Here is a 17,930-nt window from a genome sequence, read left to right as displayed (position 1 = left end):
AATGATTCGTATTAAATTATATAAAAACTCAATCTATGCTCTCCTCATGAGCTTGTAAATTTCAAACCAAAGTACAGATAAACCTGCAACGACCAGCGCTATCGCCAATTCAGATCCACTCAGTGCTGTTACCTCAAAGAAAGCAGCAACTGGCCCACAATACAAGATGACAAATAGCAAGATCAACACAATTAAAGAGATCCCGAACAATAAGAAATTACGATTCTTAAAGCTTTCGATGATACTATAATAGAACGAGCGGTTGGCATAGCTCAACAATATATTCGCAAAGATCAAGGTACAGAACACCATCGCCCTTGTTTTTTCCTCGCTCCCGCCATGCTGGACCGTAAATTGATAGCTAAATAAGACCCCAAGCGTGATCACTACCCCTTGTATGATGCTTATGCCCAGTTCACTGATACTCAAAAAAGTCTTCCCCATCGCTCTTGGAGGCTGATTCATCGTATTTCTTTCGATAGGTTCATTTTCATAAACGATAGAACAGGTAGGCCCCATGACCAGTTCCAGAAAGATCACATGCACAGGGGTAAATATCTGCGGGTAGATCCAGCCTAAAAACAAGGGCAAGGATACTGTCAGAATAATGGGAATATGAATGGAAATAATATACTGCACAGCCTTTTTGATGTTGGTATAAATCCGGCGACCAGCAGCGATGCCGACGATGAGTTTCTGCAAATCATCGTTGGTGATGACCAGTGCCGCCGCTGATTTAGCGATTTCTGTTCCCTTATTTCCCATGGCCACACCAATATGCGCTGCTTTCAACGCCGGACCGTCATTTACCCCGTCTCCGAGCATGGCCACAACTTCACCACTCTTTTTCAGTGCATTGACGACCGCAAGTTTGGCATCTGGAAACATGCGGGTAAATAGCGTGGTCCGCTCAGCCAGCTTTATGATGTCATCTTCGGTATTCCCAATGATTTCGCTACCATTTACAGCCGGCGTATCATTGACAATTCCTGCCTGCAATGCAATCGCGTTTGTTGTTTCGGCGTTATCGCCCGTAATCACCTTTACCTTGATTCCGGCAGCATAAATTTGCTGAAAGACCTCCCTTATCCCCTCTTTGGGCGGATCATAGAACACCGTGAGCCCTAAAAACTCAAACGTAAAATCCTGTTGTTTTGCAGGGAAGTCATTTCCTTCAAAATGTGATTTGGCAACACCCAGAATCCGATATCCTTGCTGAGCAAAAGTTTTAATCACCGCCCTTATCTTATCTCGATCGGCATCGGAGAGCTGTGAAACGCTAAGTATCGCCTCGGGTGCACCCTTGGCCGCGATGATCCGCTGCTTTTCATTATTTTCAAAAAGGTGTGTCATCATTGGCGGCCTGCCTTCGAGCGGATATTCATGAAATAGCTGATAACTCCGTCTTAAATCATTTTTTTGTGTTTTTTCGTATACTTTATGCAACGTGATCTCCATAGGGTCAAAAGGCACGGGCTCGCTGCTCCACATAGCATAGTCAATAAGCTCATGAAGTGCTTCATGCTCAAATTCACCTTCGGCATACACCCTGTCGGAACGATAATCATACAGGTTTTTTAATTGCATGATATTGGCAGTAATGGTACCTGTTTTGTCGGTGCAGATTACCGTGGTACTCCCCAAGGTTTCTACGATACTGCTCCTTTTGATGATAATACCCTCGCGCATGAGTTTCCATGCCCCCAGGGCCATAAAAGTTGTAAATGCGACAGGAATCTCTTCGGGTAGTACAGACATTGCCAAGGTGAGCCCATTGAGCAGGCTCACTACGATATTGTGCGTATCGAGGTAACTGAACATGCAGACCAGCAGGAAAATAACAATTCCGACGATTGCCATTGCTTTGACAAATTTCTGGATCTGGACCTGCAAGGGCGAGATCTCCTCTTTAATCGTTCGTATGGATTCGCCAATTTTGCCTACACGCGTCTCTTTGCCTATCTTTTGCACCTGAAAGACAGCAAGTCCCGACACCGTTACTGTGCCGCTATAAACGAAATTATCGGTTGTCGTACTATCCTTGAACACGGAGAAGCTCTCTCCTGTGAGTGATGACTCGTTGACAGAAAAGTCATTGCTGTGTACGATTACTCCGTCCGCATTAATCATGCGCCCCTCTTCTGTGATACAAAGATCGCCTACAACAATTTCCCGCGTAGGAATCTTGACCACCTGCGCATCCCGGATGACCACACTCAGGGGCTCATTGAGTTTTTCAAGCTCTTCCAATGCTTTCTTGCTACGGTTGTCCTGATAAAAGGAGATCGCGGTGACCGCCACGATCGCCACCATCATAAAAGCTGCTTCAGCATAGTCGCCCACAATCACATAGATCAGTGAAATAACAATCAGCAAGATCAGCATAGGCTCTTTTAAAATACCCAGCAGCAATTCCAGCCAAGTACTTTTATGCGTTTCCGCCAACTGATTATACCCATATTTTGCCCTCGCCTGATTTACTTCGTCCTGGCTGAGACCTTTGAGATGATTGGGGATATTATATGTCATAAAGTGGATATTAGATCGTTAAAACTAGAACCTAGGGGGATGCGTGAGCGCAAATCGCTCATCTTTGACTAAAATCTTTACAGGTATTTCTAGTTCTGTTTGAATCTTTACGCGCAATGCCTCCAATGCACATGGTTCTCCATGTACCAGCATGATCTTTTGAGGAGGAATTTTATATTTTTTGATCCATTCCAGCAGTTCGTATTGGTCAGCGTGTGCCGATAAACCTGTCAATTCTACGATATTTGCTTTTACCGGATAATAACTGCCATGAATCTTCAACTCGTAAGCCCCATTTAGCAAAGCTCTGCCACGTGTACCTTCGGCTTGAAATCCTACGATCAATACCGTGTTCCGGCTATTTCCTATATCATGTTTCAAATATTCAAGCACCCTTCCTCCGGTGATCATACCACTGCCGGCAATAATGATTTTACTTGCTTTATCCTGAATAATCTCCGCAGTATTCATATAATCTCTGTTAATTTCAATACTTTCAACAATTTTCAACCATTTTCTTTTATCAATACTGGTGTATTCGGCATAATCAACCATAATCTTTGTGGCGGTAGCAGCCATAGGACTGTCCAGGATGATGGGCAGATCGTGCGGAATTTTGTTTTGTTCCTTTAAACGAAAGAGCATATAGATCAGCTCCTGTGCCCTACCCACAGCAAAACTAGGAATAATGATATTACCGTGGTTTTTAACCGTAAGGTTGATCCAATGTGCCAGACTATCATACAAATCGGTCTTGTCGTGCAATCTGTCACCATAAGTAGACTCCATGACCAAAAAATCCGCTTCGGTAAAAAAGTCACGGATAGGCAGAATCTCGCTATGGCTTCGTCCGATATCACCCGAGAATACGATCGTTTTGTCAAAGCAGGTAATTGCTACCGAACAGGCGCCAATGATATGGCCGCAAGGTTTGAACTGGCATTGAATCTGATTGCCTAGCTTAATACTGGTATTTTCCTGAACAGTATAAAAATGCTCGAAAGCCTGTTCAGCATCCACTTTAGTATATAGCGGTTTTGCAGGATGATGTTTGGTATAATGATGCTGATTAGCCTTTTTCGCATCCTCTTCCTGTAACTTCGCGCTATCAAGCAAGATCAGTTTGGCCAGTTCCGCGGTAGGCTCGGTCATGTAGATCTTACCTCTAAATCCGTTTTTTATGAGCAAAGGTAGATAGCCGCAATGATCCAGATGGGCATGGGTAAGAATGACCAGATCAATTTCTCCTATCGGAATATTTAAGGATTCCCAATTTTGTTCACGCAAGGATTTAATACCTTGAAACAAGCCACAATCGACTAATATGGTAAGTTCGGGAGTTTTTAATAAATGTTTTGATCCGGTCACTGTTCCGGCCCCTCCGAGAGATTTTATAAAAATAGTTTCCATCTTCATGTTTTTAATGGAGCCCTTGTACGACAAGGCCTTTGACTTGCGATAAAAGCGAATATTGAACGATCTGATTGGAGTTTTCTCTGGCTTTCATAATAAATTTATGTTATGGTTTGATACGTCAAAGTTAGATCTATACTAATATTCAGGTCATGATCACTGCTATTGGATATTATGATCCTCATCACTTTATTTCCAGCAGCAGAAATACAATCTAATTTGAAAACAGCGGATCTTCTCCTTTTATCTACTGACTGTATAAGAAACAATATTTTTCAAAATATGTTCTCCAGGAGGATATGCTAAATTAACAATGATTTAAATACATTTAATCTGAGCAACGATACTATGCTGTCCCGATGCCATTCTTAATTTTGATTAACCTTGTCTTCCAACGATTTGTCGAATTGGTAAATATCAGTGTATACAATAGGCTTTCCCTCTTTTATAAGGCAGGTCAGGTAAGTAATTATAATGGGCAGAGGCTTGTTCAGGACGAAATCTTTCTTTTCGTAGGAGTGTATTGCATCTTCCAGCTCCGAAATTCTGTATTCGGAATCATCATATGATAATAGCATAGCTGCGAGGCGATCCGCATTTTCTACACGTATACAGCCATGACTGAGCGCCCTTTTCCCGCGTTTAAAAAATTGTTTCTGCGGAGTATCATGAACATATACCGCATGCGGATTCTGAAATCTAAATACAACGGCACCCAAGGCATTGTCCTCTCCCGATGATTGCCTTACACTATACTTAGTAGGATTGTTCCTGATCTTTCTTCGTGTTGATGCATTCACGACGACTTCATTGCCCGATCCGTCATAGACAGTATAATGGTGATCAGTGAGATAGCCCCGATCTTTCAAAATTTCGGGCAGTATTTCATTGCGGAAAATACTGCTGGGTACCCGCCAGTCTGGTGCTGTTGAAAAATATTCGATCTCACTTTCCAGAACGGGTGTTTTTGTCGTTGGCTTTCCGACCACTACCTTAAAGTTGGACACCTCATCCCCCTGATGAAATTCCAACATATAGGAAGGGATATTGACCATGATATAGTTTTCACCTTGCGTGCTGATCCATCTCAGGCGTTCCATATTTAGGATGATCTTAGCCATTTCCGCTGTAGAAGGCAGCCCCTTGTTCACTGCATAAAATCTATCCAGATAGGCCTGAAAATCACCATAAGCTTTGATCGTTGGTTGGGCCTGAAGTATAGCGTCCTGAAAATCTGCCTGCAATCGTGCAACAGACAATATCTCATCCGCACAAAAACCATTTGTCCTACTGCTGTCAATGCGAGACGAGTTGTATAGCGGATTATATTTTCCAAAGTGAAGGTTATTAATAAACGTAATCAGGCCATCGGTCAGCAGTATATCAAACAGTACTCTTTCCCGCTGATTCTTTTCGGAAGGAAAATCCCGCCATTGTTTTAATTTTTTAAATGAAAGGCTTTCTAAATGATAATCGGACAGCGAGAGTCCATAATGGTCGGCCTGTGCCAGCAGCGCGAGGGCTATTTCCGATTGATCCCACCCATGCTGACTATCAGTCCAGCTATCCCCCGAATAATTGTCCGTGTAGAACCTGATGACCGATTTTGGATAATTCAGTTTTGAAAGATAGGTATTGTCCTTTAACGCTGTGGTAATTTCCGTACCTATTTTTACATCCTGCGCGTAGGTCGCCGTGTAGGAAACAGCGAATAAAATAACGACGAAATATGAAAGCGCCTTCATGATATCAAATTTTTTTGTTTAAATTTTAATACCGACCTGATGCTATTGCTGTATTTATTTTCGGATGGCCAAACCCTCAAACGACAACATCAACTTATTACAAAGTTCTGAAATATAAACGAATATAAAAGGTATAATATCAGTTAATTTTTATATTATTTGTAATAATGGGCGGACTGCTGAGAAAACCGTTCCCTGCCAATAATCACTTTTTTTGAACCATATTGTTTTGAGTACTTTAATCAGGTCGCGGCGCCGCCGGTATCCGTCAGCGAAGAGGATGCTAAATTTGTCACCGAAGCGGCAAATGGCGGTATGGCCGAAGTAGAGCTCGGGCAGTTGGCCCAAAGCAAAAAAACTAATTGCGCGCTGGATATTTTGGCGCCGGATAATCCCTGTCAACATGCATGTTATTGATCAGAATCTCGTTGAACAGGTGGCGCATTCGCTTATCATTGACAGAAATTTTTATAATTTTGTTGTTGTAATAGACATCGCTTTCAAATTCACGCTCAATTTTCTTTGCGAATTCGGGAGCTAGCGATTTATAGGAAAATAAAAGCTCGGTTTCCATTTCTGCTATTTTTTTTATGGTCACCGTCCATATTAACCCAAACTCAGGAAAGAAAAAGTTTTTTTTCGGTGGTGGTACCTTCAGCTTTTTAGCCTTTAGCGCAAAAGTATACAGCATATGAATACTTGGTTTGGAAACGTCTTTTGCCGCTGCTGCAACCAATTTATTATACTCTTTTTCGTTATCCAAAAGAATTTCAATATTTAAACCTCCCTCCTCGATTTCAAAGCTAGCCGTCGTATCTGTATGGGCCAGCGGCGTAATTTGCATCTTGGTATCAAGATACTGACCAGTCATATCGGGGATAGCTTCTTTTACACGTTCAAAACTTGCCTTTAATTTGATTGGGACCAATTTAGTTGTCACCGTCTGCGCACGTAGGCTACCCATTGCAGCAACAAAAAGAAGCATTATACAAGAATATTTTCTCATCATGATTTTATTAATCTAGCCGTCTAATGGTACTAAGACCTTAATTTTCCTGTAAATTACGTGTTTTCTGCGCGGCTATCTACTTCCATTTCATATTTAACAGCAATCATTTACAATTCGTAACGTATGGATCCATATTCACTGCATCTGGATCTGCTCTTTCTACTTTTACTTTGACATGCAAGGGAATCCATCCACCATTTCCAGCATTCCAATAGTCAAATTCATAAGATGCGGCACATGCTGTCCCACGTAGCAGTTAAGAGCAAGCTAGTCGCCCGCAGTGCTTGAAAACAAGAAATATAGGCAGCTGGGGGCTGAAGGCACCATTGATCGGCTTGGACTATTTGAGTATGAAAATTATGTGTTCCGATTCTGCTGAGCCCATTTCTTCGGTGTGGATCCAAAATGCCTTTCAAATAATCGTCCAAAATAACTTAAATTGCTAAAACCTAATTGGTAACCAGTCTCAGAAACCGATAAATATTCGTCCCTTAACAGTCTTGCGGCCTCCTGCATAAGTATATGCTGGTAATAAGGATACATACCTTTACCAAAGACTTGCGTAAAAAGTTTCCGAAGTTTAATGACATTCATACCACTTATTTTTATTAATTCTTCCTGATGAAATGGTTTGTTTATCGAAGTCGCAATTCTATCCCGGACGCGATATACCGATTCCAGTTCATATTTTGATATATGCTGATGCGTAACATGCGTTCTTAAGGATAAATTTTTAAACAGATAAAATAGTAGTTCCAGCGATTTTAGCCTATAGTAGGCATCTGATAGCGTATCCGGGAATTGTGCGATCGAAATGTCATTGGTTACTTCTGCGATTTCCGGTGACATGAATTCCTCGATCCAAAGCGTTTTTTCATTATCAAATAGATAATCGAACGTAACGTGGTCTTTTCCGATAAAACTTTTTAAATAATCAAGGCTTACGATAATGGTTACCTGCTGGATATTGATATCTTTTGGAAAGCTCACCTCACTTTCTACATGCAATGGTATAATGCGAACATGTGGTCCTGCCTGTGGTATCATTTTCTTAGTTGCGCTATTGATTGTTGAAGGCGAATTGATAATATTTTGGAAAGAAATGGATATTCCGTTTTCAATAATTTTTATTGGTTTCCTTCGAAAACAAAACGTTTCCTTGGCCACCACAGAACGGATCATGACCAGCATTTCGGGTAGCAAATCTATAATTTTAAGCTCATTCAGGTCAAGTTTTTCTAATGCGGAGTCAGCTGGTGCAAGCGAAACACCCAAGCGCTCCACCCAATAGCCCATTTCCTCTTTTCTATGTATGCCACTCATTTTATCAGACTATTTTTGCTTTTTATTGAACTATTTTAGCATTAAAAGTATATATAAATTTGCACTATCAATAAAAAAATAAAAGAAATGAAAAAACATATTTTAATAACTGGCGCAGGAATTGCTGGGTTAACGGCAGCAAATTTTTTAGCAAAACAAGGTCACACCATTACAGTAATCGATCGGTCGACTTCGTTCGATAAAGCAGGGTTCTTGATTTCCCTAAAAAGCTTTGGTGTAAAAATCATGGAAGAATTGGGATTAACCAAAAACTTACAGGCAGCATCATCGCCTTCTGAAACCGTTCATTTCGTAGAAACAAATGAGGACATCATTCGAAGCATTGATTACGATAAAATGAATAAAAACATTGAACGTTCTGTTCTTATATCGCGGGGCGGTTTACATCAGGTGTTGTACGAAGCCATCAAAAACGATGTCCATATACTATTTGATACAACGATTTCACAACTCGAAGAACGGGAAGACTACACGAATGTTACACTTTCAAATGGAAGTACGCTAACGGTTGATTTAGTCATTGTTTCGGAAGGATTACGATCTGCTACACGAGAAAGGTATTTTAGTAATGCGCAATTGGAAGACTTCAATACCCTTTACGTGGGCGGTAAATTAAAGCAAAGACATAATAAGCAAGTAGGCGTTTTTAAGGTCTATATTGATGTCGACAGAATGCTGTCTATCTATCCGATCGCACAGGACGAAATCGCTATCCAATGCTACATACGCAGATCCGAAGACATTGGCACGCTAAAAAATAATGCGCCATCGATCCTTAAAAATGCTTTTGGTAATTACAATGCTGAGGTACAGCAACTACTGGACAGCCTCTTGGATGATGGCCTATTTTTCATTGATAAAATGGGTATGGTACATGCAACAAATCTCGTGAACGGCCGGGTGGTATTGTTGGGCGATGCCGGATATTGTCCCACCGCCCTATCAGGAATGGGCGCTTCGCTGTCTATTTATGGTGCAAAGGCAATGGCACATTTTATTGGAGAATATCCAAACGACATACTAACCGCCTGTAAAAACTATAACACCTTGATGCAACCGATTATCGAAAAATTTCAGACCAACGCAAAGAATAATGCGGCATCTTTCCTACCCAAAAGCGAAGCTGATCTCGAGAAATTTGTTGAAAGCTTTCGGAATGCTAGCGCTATTGATGTTCAAAAAATAATGACAGATCCTATCGTGCTAACAAAGGAGCAAGAAGATTTATCAAAGCTGGCGATCTCAGCCGCAGCTGGCGATGTATAATAATCTAGATAGAGCATATTTATACACAAAAGGATTTTTTAAGTCCAATTGGTCTATATCCTAAACACTTGACGAGCAGCAATAATCACTTTTTTTGAACCATATTGTTTTGAGTACTGTTTATTTTGAAATCAAACTCATAAGCATATGAAAAGAATATTTCTGACCCTAGCAATTGCATTTTCGATTGTTGCCGTCCAAAGTTGCGGCGGCGGTGCAAAGAATGACAGTAAGGAAACGGCAGACAGTATCAACGAAGAAAAGGCGCCTGAAAATATGGATGATAATCAGGTCGCAGCGACGCCTCTATCCGTCAGTGAAGAGGATGCTAAATTTGTAACCGAAGCGGCAAATGGCGGTATGGCCGAAGTAGAGCTCGGGGAGTTGGCACAGCAAAAAGCACAGCATGCCGATGTCAAAGCTTTTGGAGAAATGATGATCAAAGATCACAGCAAGGCCAATGACGAACTGACTACACTCGCCAAGGCAAAAAACATTACTGTCCCTGCTACAGTAGGCGCTGAACAGCAAAAAGTAAAAGATGATTTGGCTAAAAAGACAGGAAGAGAATTTGACAAAGCCTATATCGATGAGATGGTGGAGGATCACGAAAAAGACGTCAAGCTTTTTGAGGACGCCAGTAAAAATCTGAAAGATGCCGAATTAAAGGCATTTGTGGATAAGACCCTACCGACTTTAAGGACACATTTGGAGCACAGTAAAGCTGTAAAAGACAAATTGAAATAATATTATTTGGTGCCCAGCCTTTAAGCTAAGTCAAGTTTTAAAGTGTTTATTATATAAATGCCACGAATAGCGATTATTCGTGGCATTTATCATAAACTATGGATGAATTGGACAAAAGTCATGATGTATTTGAATGACTATTTCTTACAAACTATCGATAAGATACCAACTCAGAATAACTCCAATAATAAAAATCAATACTGCTGTAATAGTGATTCCGAAAGAGCCCTGAGCAAAACTTTCATCTTCGATTTGCCTTTTTGTCTTACGGAACTTAAAGAACGCCAATATAACTGTCAATGCGCCAATGATCACAATGGATACACCTACAACGCCCGAATAGCCATGATGTGATTGAGTGACCGCTCCGGTTTTCAGAACCAGCTCGATCTGACGAATAAAAAGCGAAAACTTAACAACCACAAATCCAAAGCCCATAATACCCAAGCTTGTCCGGATCCACGCCAAAAATGTCCTTTCGTTAGCGAGGTGGTCAGCCACTTTTTTTTGCACAATAGTATTTGCCATATAAGAATTATTTTTTTCAATAACTAAGTTAGGAAATTTAAAAACTTGACCATTCAAATTTATGATTCAGCAGCAAACTAAAAAAAGGGATCCGCGATTATGGAGTAACTTCTGATTATACTGACTCAGGTTTCATAACGGCATTACCCCTAGTTTTTCAAAGGTATGATTTTGTTTTAATGGAATAAAATTGCACTAAATAAAACAATTTTCTTGCTATTTTAGTATATTTATATACAATATGTATCTGCAATAAACAATTCAGGATATGAGAATTCTCTTAACCGGTGTTACAGGGTATATCGGAAAACGTCTTTTGCCTGTGTTGCTGGAACAGGGACATGAAGTTATTTGTTGTGTCAGGGATAAGGATCGTTTTGATCCAGCGGCAATCTCGGATCATGTTCAAGTCGTTGAAGTCGACTTCTTGGATAAGGAAAGCCTAAAAAATATTCCGCTTGAAATAGATATCGCTTATTTCCTGATCCATTCGATGGCTACGCAATCAGGTGATTTCCAACAGATGGAAGCCGAATGCGCGACCAACTTTAGCAACTTTATTGAAAAAACCAAGGCGCAACAGATTATCTATCTGAGTGGAATAATCAATTCCGATCGATTATCCAAACATCTCGACTCGCGGAGAAACGTTGAAAGCATATTGGCAAGCGGGCGGATACCAATCACCACCCTACGGGCTGGTATCATCGTTGGCTCAGGAAGTGCATCGTTTGAGATCATACGAGATCTGGTCGAAAAACTCCCTATTATGATTACACCCAAATGGTTGCAAACCAAATGTCAACCCATCGCCATACGCAATGTGATCGAATTTATGATCGGTGTCATCGCTAACCCACATACATTTAAAAAGAGCTATGATATTGGCGGTCCTGACGTCCTGAGCTATAAAGAGATGCTATTGCAATACGCTGCCGAACGAAAACTGAGGCGACAGATTTATATCATCCCACTGATGACACCGAGGCTCTCCTCCTACTGGCTTTATTTTGTTACTTCGACTTCCTATTACCTGGCGAAAAACCTGGTCGATAGCATGAAAGTCGAAGTGATCTGTAAGCCCAATACTCTAGCGGATGAGCTCGGTATTAAGTTGATCAATTACAGACAATCGATACAATTAGCTTTTCAAAAAATTGAAAGCGACAATGTGGTGTCCAGCTGGAAAGATGCACAGACCAGTAAAATTTTATCGGGCGGGCTCACCAGGCTACTCGAAGTACCCACTTATGGTTGCTTTAAGGATATCCGTCAGGCTCCGCTCCAAGATAGTGAAGCTTCGTTGACCAAAATCTGGTCCATTGGTGGAAATTCGGGCTGGTATTATGGCAATTGGCTCTGGAAAATCCGTGGGTTCATGGATCAATTAGTCGGTGGCGTGGGTATGCGAAGGGGACGAAAAAATAAAAGCGATCTGGCTGCCGGTGATGCACTTGATTTTTGGCGCGTGCTAATAGCAGATAGAAAGACAAAAAGATTATTGCTTTATGCAGAGATGAAACTGCCGGGAGAAGCATGGCTAGAATTTAAAATCGAAGATAATATGCTGATACAAACAGCGACCTTTAGACCCCTGGGTATTGCTGGAAGACTCTATTGGTACGCTGTATGGCCATTTCATGGCTTTATATTCAGGGGCATGATAAACAGGATAGCTCAACCTTAAAAATAAGAATTCACACGTTATGATTTATAATGAAAATGCAATCCTTAAGTATTGATCTCAATACCATTACGTGGCCCTTCTAATCTCTTGGAGTGCGGGCCACGATACAGTAGAATTTTTGGCTTTAAAGGCGATATCGAAGAGATAAATTACGCCAAATCTCTGTCGCAAAGTGCTGATCCGAATGCCTGTTTTCAAAAAACCAGTAGTCGCCCCTTTTTACTAGTTTTTGATCAATTCCGTCGAGCAAAATTGGCAATTCCGTATCGAGCTTTGATAAAGACTTTTTCAACAACACCAGCTGATAATCCTGTCCTTTGTAAGTTAAACGGAACACCTGTGAACGATGTGGCTCGCCGCTTATCCCGTCAATCGTGCCTTGCATAAATATAGATCTTCTAAAATTTTTAAAATACAGCAATTACGCCAATATGATTACGCTAAAAAGTTACTAATCGAGCAAAAATCAGCTTAACAGTGCATAATTTTTATAACGAATATCAACAAATAATCGTGCCAAAGTCGATGATTTTTTTCCCCATTTTGATTTCGTCATTTTGGCTACAACCAAGCTCAATATGGCAACAAATACCCTGTGCCTTCTTTAGACATTTGTATTATTGAATCAGATAATAACACTATGAGAAAGACAATTTTCATTACAGGAGCTTCTTCCGGGTTGGGAAAAGCAACTGCCAAGCTATTCCAACAAGCGGGCTGGAATATTATCGCAACAATGCGAAATCCCGAAAATGAAACCGAGCTTACTGAAATCGAAAACGTTACGCTATTAAAATTAGATGTAACCGATCCTGCACAGATCAAAGAAACTGTTGAAAAAGCAATCTCTTTGGCCAAAATCGATGTCGTTTTCAATAATGCAGGTTATGGATTGATGGGCGCGTTTGAAACCTTGAGCGACGAAAAAATACTTCGTCAAATCAACACCAATCTGTTGGGTGTATTGCGTGTTACACAAGCATTTATCCCATATTTTAGGGCACAGCAAAGTGGTTTATTTATTTCGACCACATCAATTGGTGGATTTATGGGATTCCCGCTAAATTCGATCTATCATGCAACAAAATTCGCCTTGGAAGGCTGGAGCGAAAGTATGTCCTTTGAATTGAAAAAATTTGGGATAGCGATCAAGACTGTTGCTCCAGGAGGAATCGCGACAGATTTTGCAGGTCGTTCATTGGATATGAATCGATCTTCCGACTATGGAGACATCGAAAACAAACTGTTAGAACAAATGGATCTGATGATGCAAAACGCATCCACGGCAGAGCAAATTGCCCAGGTGGTGTATGAAGCCGCAACGGACAATAAAGATCAGGTACGCTATTTGGCAGGCGAAGATGCAAATGCATTATATGAAAGACGTCTAACAATCGGTAAAGAAGCTTTCAGGCAAGAAATCGCGAAACAATTTGAGGCTTAATTTTTAAATCGACAACTGTCTTTACGGGCAGTTGTTTTTTGTAAGTTTGTAAAATAAAAACAGGATGTACATTATCAATTCCATATCCGAATTTCATAAGCAATTGTCATTGCCGGCGCCATTACATCCGCTCATCAGTGTAATTGATGTCGCTGGAATAAAACCGGATGAAAGCAACATTTGGGAGCAGTTCTGCGTCAATTTTTATAGCATTTCCCTCAAAAAAGATGTTACCGCAAAAATAAAGTACGGCCAACAATATTACGATTTTGACAAAGGAACAATGAATTTTATTGCGCCCAAACAGATTCAGTCGTTAACGATTTCTGAAATCAGAAAAATGAACATCGAATGCGGAAAAGGTTACATGCTTATGTTTCATCCTGATTTTTTGTATACGCACACACTTGCAAGCACAATAAAAAATTACAATTTCTTTTCCTATGCCCTTAACGAAGCATTACATCTCTCCGAACGGGAAGAAAAAGACATTGTAGAAATTTTTCTTAAAATCGAAAAAGAGTATCAACATATCGACAAACATACCCAAGGTATTATTTTGTCACAAATTGATATGCTATTGCAATACAGCAATCGGTTTTACGAGCGTCAATTCATTACACGAAAAGCTGTTAACAATGCGCTTCTGATACAATTGGAAAAATTGCTGGATGAATATTTCGACAGCGAAGAAACATTAAAGCAGGGGCTTCCGACGGTAGAGTATTTAGCAGAAAGCCTCCATGTCTCAGCACGTTATCTAAGCGATTTACTACGTTCACTGACCGGTAAAAACACCCAACAGCACATTCATGACAAGTTAATTGAGGAAGCCAAAGAAAAGCTCACGGCGACAAGCCTTTCAGTGGCAGAAATTGCCTACAAGCTCGGTTTTGAACATCCACAGTCATTCAACAAACTGTTTAAGAAAAAGACCAACGTTTCACCTTTAGCATTCAGACAATTATTTCATTGACCTCTCCTCAGGGGTTCTTTTGATTTCCTATTTTTGCGTTTAAAGGTAATTTCCCGCCGTAGAGCTGAATGGTACGACATGAAGTCTGGAGAGAGGAATACAATACCTTCAGAACCCAATACATGAGCTAAGCAATAAGCCACTTATAAAAAAGGGACCGACGTATGCCAACGCGGTCCCTAATAAAACTATAAACTATTAAAAATATTTCCTCCGTTTGGATTAGTATCCAAAGATTTCATTTAAGCTAAGCTTAGTGATTTTACCAAGCGCTGTGATATGGTCCTGGTTTAGGTCCTTCTCCTCGCCCACAATGCAATAGCTATAGGGTTTGCGGCTGATATTATCACTGTGAAATTGTTTAAGATCGCTGTATGACAATTGAGGAATCTTTTCAAAGATCATTTTTCTTGAATCTTCGGTAAGTCCACGGCGTTGTGCCGCCATATAGCTCGAAAGGATACCGGTCCCCGTAATACGTTCACTAGCCAATGATTTTAATAAATTTGTACGTACCGATTCCAAGCCTACAGCTGATTCTGGTAGTTCATTCAAAAGCTCATTCATACCACCTACAGCATCTTTAAACTTATCCGATTGCGTTCCGATATAAGCACCGACCATACCATGGTTTTCTTTCTTTTGTGGTTGTGCATAGTAGGCATAAGTCGTATAGGCTAATGCTTTGGATTCCCGAAGCGTCTGGAAAACAATACTGCCCATACCGCCACCAAAGTAGCCATTGAAAAATGCAACCGTCGGCAGTTGGTTTTTATCAAATAACCCTGAATTTCTGATCCAGAATACTTCAACCTGCTTCATACCATACTGCGCAAAGAATACTTTGTTCTCGTCGGTCGGCTTTTCTACAAACTTTACGCCCTTTTCTATGGTTGCATAGGCCGTGTTGTTATTTTTTAGCGGTGTAAGATTTTTCACCAACGTATTTACAGGCTCCGGTCCATAATAGAGAATACGGTGTTTCGCATTCGCTAACTTATGCAATACCGCGACTAGGTCTGCCGCTTTCAATCCATCCAGTTCCTGATCGGTATAGGTGTAATTAAATGGGTTTTTGGCACCATAACGCGCATAGGCTTTTAGCCCCTCCATGATAGAAGCTTTATTCTCCTTGGCATTGGCCCGGGATTTTTTAACGCGGTCAATGAATGCGGTAAAAGCGCGCTCATCCGCTACACAGTTATGCATCAGATCCTGCAGCAGACCGACTGACTCCTTAAAATTACTGCCCAAACCAGAAATAGAAACACTGCTTTCCTCATTTCCGGAAGAAACTGAAAAATCTGAGGCCAGCTTATAGAATGCTTTGCTAAACTCTTCACTGCTCCTATTCTTCGTGCCCAAAAATTCCAGGTATCCGACGGCCAAGCCCAGTAACTTGTTGTCCCAGCTTCCAAAATCATAATGATAAGTCAGGCTAAATAGTTCGTTATCTTTGTTTTGAACAGCTAATACATCCAAATCCTTCAGTTTTGCTTTGGAAATCTCTTTATCAAAATCTAACCATTTAGGACTGATATTCTGCTCCGGCATAGCATTAATCTGTTTCAAAAATGCAGACTCCACATTCCGATTGACCGTAATAGGCGTAATGGCTGGCTTGACTACTTTATCTACATTGGCGTCCTGCCCTTTTTCCTTGAAAACGGTCACATAATTGACGTCAGAAATATATTTATTGGCAAAGCGAACAATATCTTCTTTCGTAATCTTAGACAAGCGGTCTGTATAAGCCAACTCTTTTGCCCAATCCAACTCCGAATTAAAGCCAGACATCAGCTGCTCGGCGGTACTGGAGTAGTTTTCGAAGAGCTTAATCTGTGATTTTTTTTCATTATTGATGATAGATGTCAACAAGTCCGCAGAGAAATCTCCTTTTTTCAATTTGTCCAATTCAGCCAACAGCAATTTTTTGACATCTTCAAGGCTCTGACCGGTACCTGGATTACCTTGAAGAATAAGCATCGAATAATCTTTTAGAACATAAGGAGAAGCACCTGCTCCCAATAATTTCTGCGACTTAACAAGGTTCAGGTCGATCAAACCGGCAGATCCATTGGTAAGTACATTAGCCATTAGATTGAGGATCTGTGCATCCGGATGTGCTGCACCGGGGAAACGAAAACCCATTAAGACGTATTCAGCAGCAGGGCCTTTGACAGTCTTTGAAATTGGATTTGTGATGGGCTGCTCTTGCTCAAAGGTATATGCCGGCACGGGTTTGGATTGCATGCCCGAAAACGCCTTGTCTATGCGCTTAATCACATCGGTGGGATTAAAATCACCCGACATAATCACACCCATATTATTCGGAACATAATAGGTGTTGTAATATTCGCGGATTGCTTTGAGCGATGGATTTTTAAGGTGCTCCACAGATCCCAAAACGGTTTGCTTGCCGTAGTTGTTATTGGGAAACATGGCCGCAAAAATAGCTTCGATCGACTTTCTGTTATCGTTATCTAAACTGATATTTTTTTCTTCGTAGACTGATTCAAGCTCTGTGTGGAATAAACGGAGGATGGGATTGCGGAATCGCTCCGCTTGTACGGTCAGATATTTATCAATGACATTGCTGGGGATATCTTCCACGTAGACCGTTTGCTCAAAGGAGGTAAACGCGTTCGTACCCTTGGAGCCCATGCTGCTCATCAGTTTATCATATTCATTCGGAATGGCATATTTTGATGCCTCCCCCGATACACGGTCGATTTCTTTATAGATAGCCGTGCGTTCATTAGCATCTGTACTATGGTTGTATTTTTCATAGAGGTTGTCGACCTCGTCCAGCAGCGGTTTTTCTTTGGACCAGTCCAAACTACCAAACTTGTCGGTTCCTTTAAAGAGCATATGCTCCAGGTAATGTGCCAGTCCAGTATGATCTTTTGGATCTGTTTTGCTACCAGCTTTTGTTGCGATATAAGCCTGTATGCGAGGCTGTTTGTTATTGGGGCTTAAAATAACGGTCAATCCGTTTTTCAATTTGTAAAACCGCGTTTGAACCGGGTCGTTGGTCACATATTTATAGGTATAGCCCCCCTCTGAGGTCTCTTTCCATTGGTATTTTCCGACTTGCGCCTGAATACCGGTCGTTATAAACAATAGCGACAGGAAAGCTACTGTTTTCATTTTTCTATTCATAGATAAACAATTTAGCGAACATAATCTTGATAATAGTTGGCAATAATATTTTCAACAATATTAAACTTTAACCAAACAAT

At 40.8% G+C, this 17,930-nt stretch carries 13 protein-coding genes; 5 read left to right on the top strand and 8 right to left on the bottom strand.

From position 1 onward, the window contains the following. Positions 1-33: 33 nt before the first annotated feature. The 5 genes from DCO56_RS12625 to DCO56_RS12600 all read right to left on the bottom strand — a co-directional run bounded on the left by DCO56_RS12625 (position 34) and on the right by DCO56_RS12600 (position 8,019). On the bottom strand, positions 34-2,529 hold the full coding sequence (locus DCO56_RS12625) for a cation-translocating P-type ATPase (protein ID WP_108634127.1): 2,496 nt from the start codon (positions 2,527-2,529) through the stop codon (positions 34-36). Between the two features lie 24 nt (positions 2,530-2,553). Further along, a complete protein-coding gene (locus DCO56_RS12620) occupies positions 2,554-3,939 on the bottom strand; it encodes an MBL fold metallo-hydrolase RNA specificity domain-containing protein (protein WP_108634539.1) in 1,386 nt (461 codons plus the stop codon). A 371-nt stretch (positions 3,940-4,310) separates the two neighbouring features. Continuing rightward, the gene (locus tag DCO56_RS12615; RefSeq protein ID WP_108634126.1) at positions 4,311-5,687 is read right to left on the bottom strand and encodes a L,D-transpeptidase family protein; all 1,377 of its coding nucleotides are present in this window, start codon (positions 5,685-5,687) and stop codon (positions 4,311-4,313) included. Positions 5,688-6,045: 358 nt separating this feature from the next. Beyond that, complete coding sequence (locus DCO56_RS12605; RefSeq protein WP_146191051.1) at positions 6,046-6,696, bottom strand: transcriptional regulator; 651 nt, start codon at positions 6,694-6,696, stop codon at positions 6,046-6,048. A 357-nt stretch (positions 6,697-7,053) separates the two neighbouring features. Next, complete coding sequence (locus DCO56_RS12600; protein WP_108634124.1) at positions 7,054-8,019, bottom strand: helix-turn-helix domain-containing protein; 966 nt, start codon at positions 8,017-8,019, stop codon at positions 7,054-7,056. Between the two features lie 87 nt (positions 8,020-8,106). Here DCO56_RS12600 and DCO56_RS12595 point away from each other — a divergent pair, with 87 nt between their 5' ends. Both DCO56_RS12595 and DCO56_RS12590 read left to right on the top strand, forming a co-directional pair. Then, a complete protein-coding gene (locus tag DCO56_RS12595; RefSeq protein WP_108634123.1) occupies positions 8,107-9,306 on the top strand; it encodes an FAD-dependent monooxygenase in 1,200 nt (399 codons plus the stop codon). A 147-nt stretch (positions 9,307-9,453) separates the two neighbouring features. Beyond that, positions 9,454-10,053, top strand: a complete 600-nt coding sequence (locus DCO56_RS12590; protein WP_108634122.1) for a DUF4142 domain-containing protein — start codon at positions 9,454-9,456, stop codon at positions 10,051-10,053. Positions 10,054-10,197: 144 nt separating this feature from the next. Here DCO56_RS12590 and DCO56_RS12585 read toward each other — a convergent pair whose 3' ends face one another. Beyond that, positions 10,198-10,581 (bottom strand): YidH family protein, encoded by a 384-nt coding sequence (locus tag DCO56_RS12585; protein ID WP_108634538.1) that lies wholly within the window; start codon positions 10,579-10,581, stop codon positions 10,198-10,200. A 268-nt stretch (positions 10,582-10,849) separates the two neighbouring features. Here DCO56_RS12585 and DCO56_RS12580 point away from each other — a divergent pair, with 268 nt between their 5' ends. Next, positions 10,850-12,268, top strand: coding sequence for an SDR family oxidoreductase (locus tag DCO56_RS12580; protein WP_108634121.1), 1,419 nt, complete (start codon positions 10,850-10,852; stop codon positions 12,266-12,268). Between the two features lie 124 nt (positions 12,269-12,392). On the opposite strand, the gene DCO56_RS12575 is transcribed toward DCO56_RS12580, so the two are convergent. Then, complete coding sequence (locus tag DCO56_RS12575) at positions 12,393-12,653, bottom strand: hypothetical protein (RefSeq protein WP_108634120.1); 261 nt, start codon at positions 12,651-12,653, stop codon at positions 12,393-12,395. Between the two features lie 255 nt (positions 12,654-12,908). On the opposite strand from DCO56_RS12575, the gene DCO56_RS12570 reads away from it, so the two are divergent. After that, the gene (locus tag DCO56_RS12570) at positions 12,909-13,712 is read left to right on the top strand and encodes an SDR family oxidoreductase (protein WP_108634119.1); all 804 of its coding nucleotides are present in this window, start codon (positions 12,909-12,911) and stop codon (positions 13,710-13,712) included. 64 nt (positions 13,713-13,776) lie between these two features. Beyond that, positions 13,777-14,688: a helix-turn-helix domain-containing protein gene (locus tag DCO56_RS12565; RefSeq protein ID WP_108634118.1), complete on the top strand. Its 912-nt coding sequence runs from the start codon at positions 13,777-13,779 to the stop codon at positions 14,686-14,688. 222 nt (positions 14,689-14,910) lie between these two features. Here DCO56_RS12565 and DCO56_RS12560 read toward each other — a convergent pair whose 3' ends face one another. Beyond that, positions 14,911-17,850 (bottom strand): M16 family metallopeptidase, encoded by a 2,940-nt coding sequence (locus DCO56_RS12560; RefSeq protein WP_108634117.1) that lies wholly within the window; start codon positions 17,848-17,850, stop codon positions 14,911-14,913. Positions 17,851-17,930: the final 80 nt, after the last annotated feature.

It is taken from the genome of Sphingobacterium athyrii (genome assembly GCF_003071065.1).
In the GTDB taxonomy this organism is placed as follows: Bacteria; Bacteroidota; Bacteroidia; order Sphingobacteriales; family Sphingobacteriaceae; genus Sphingobacterium; species Sphingobacterium athyrii.
This window is presented reverse-complemented; position numbering and strand designations above follow the sequence as displayed.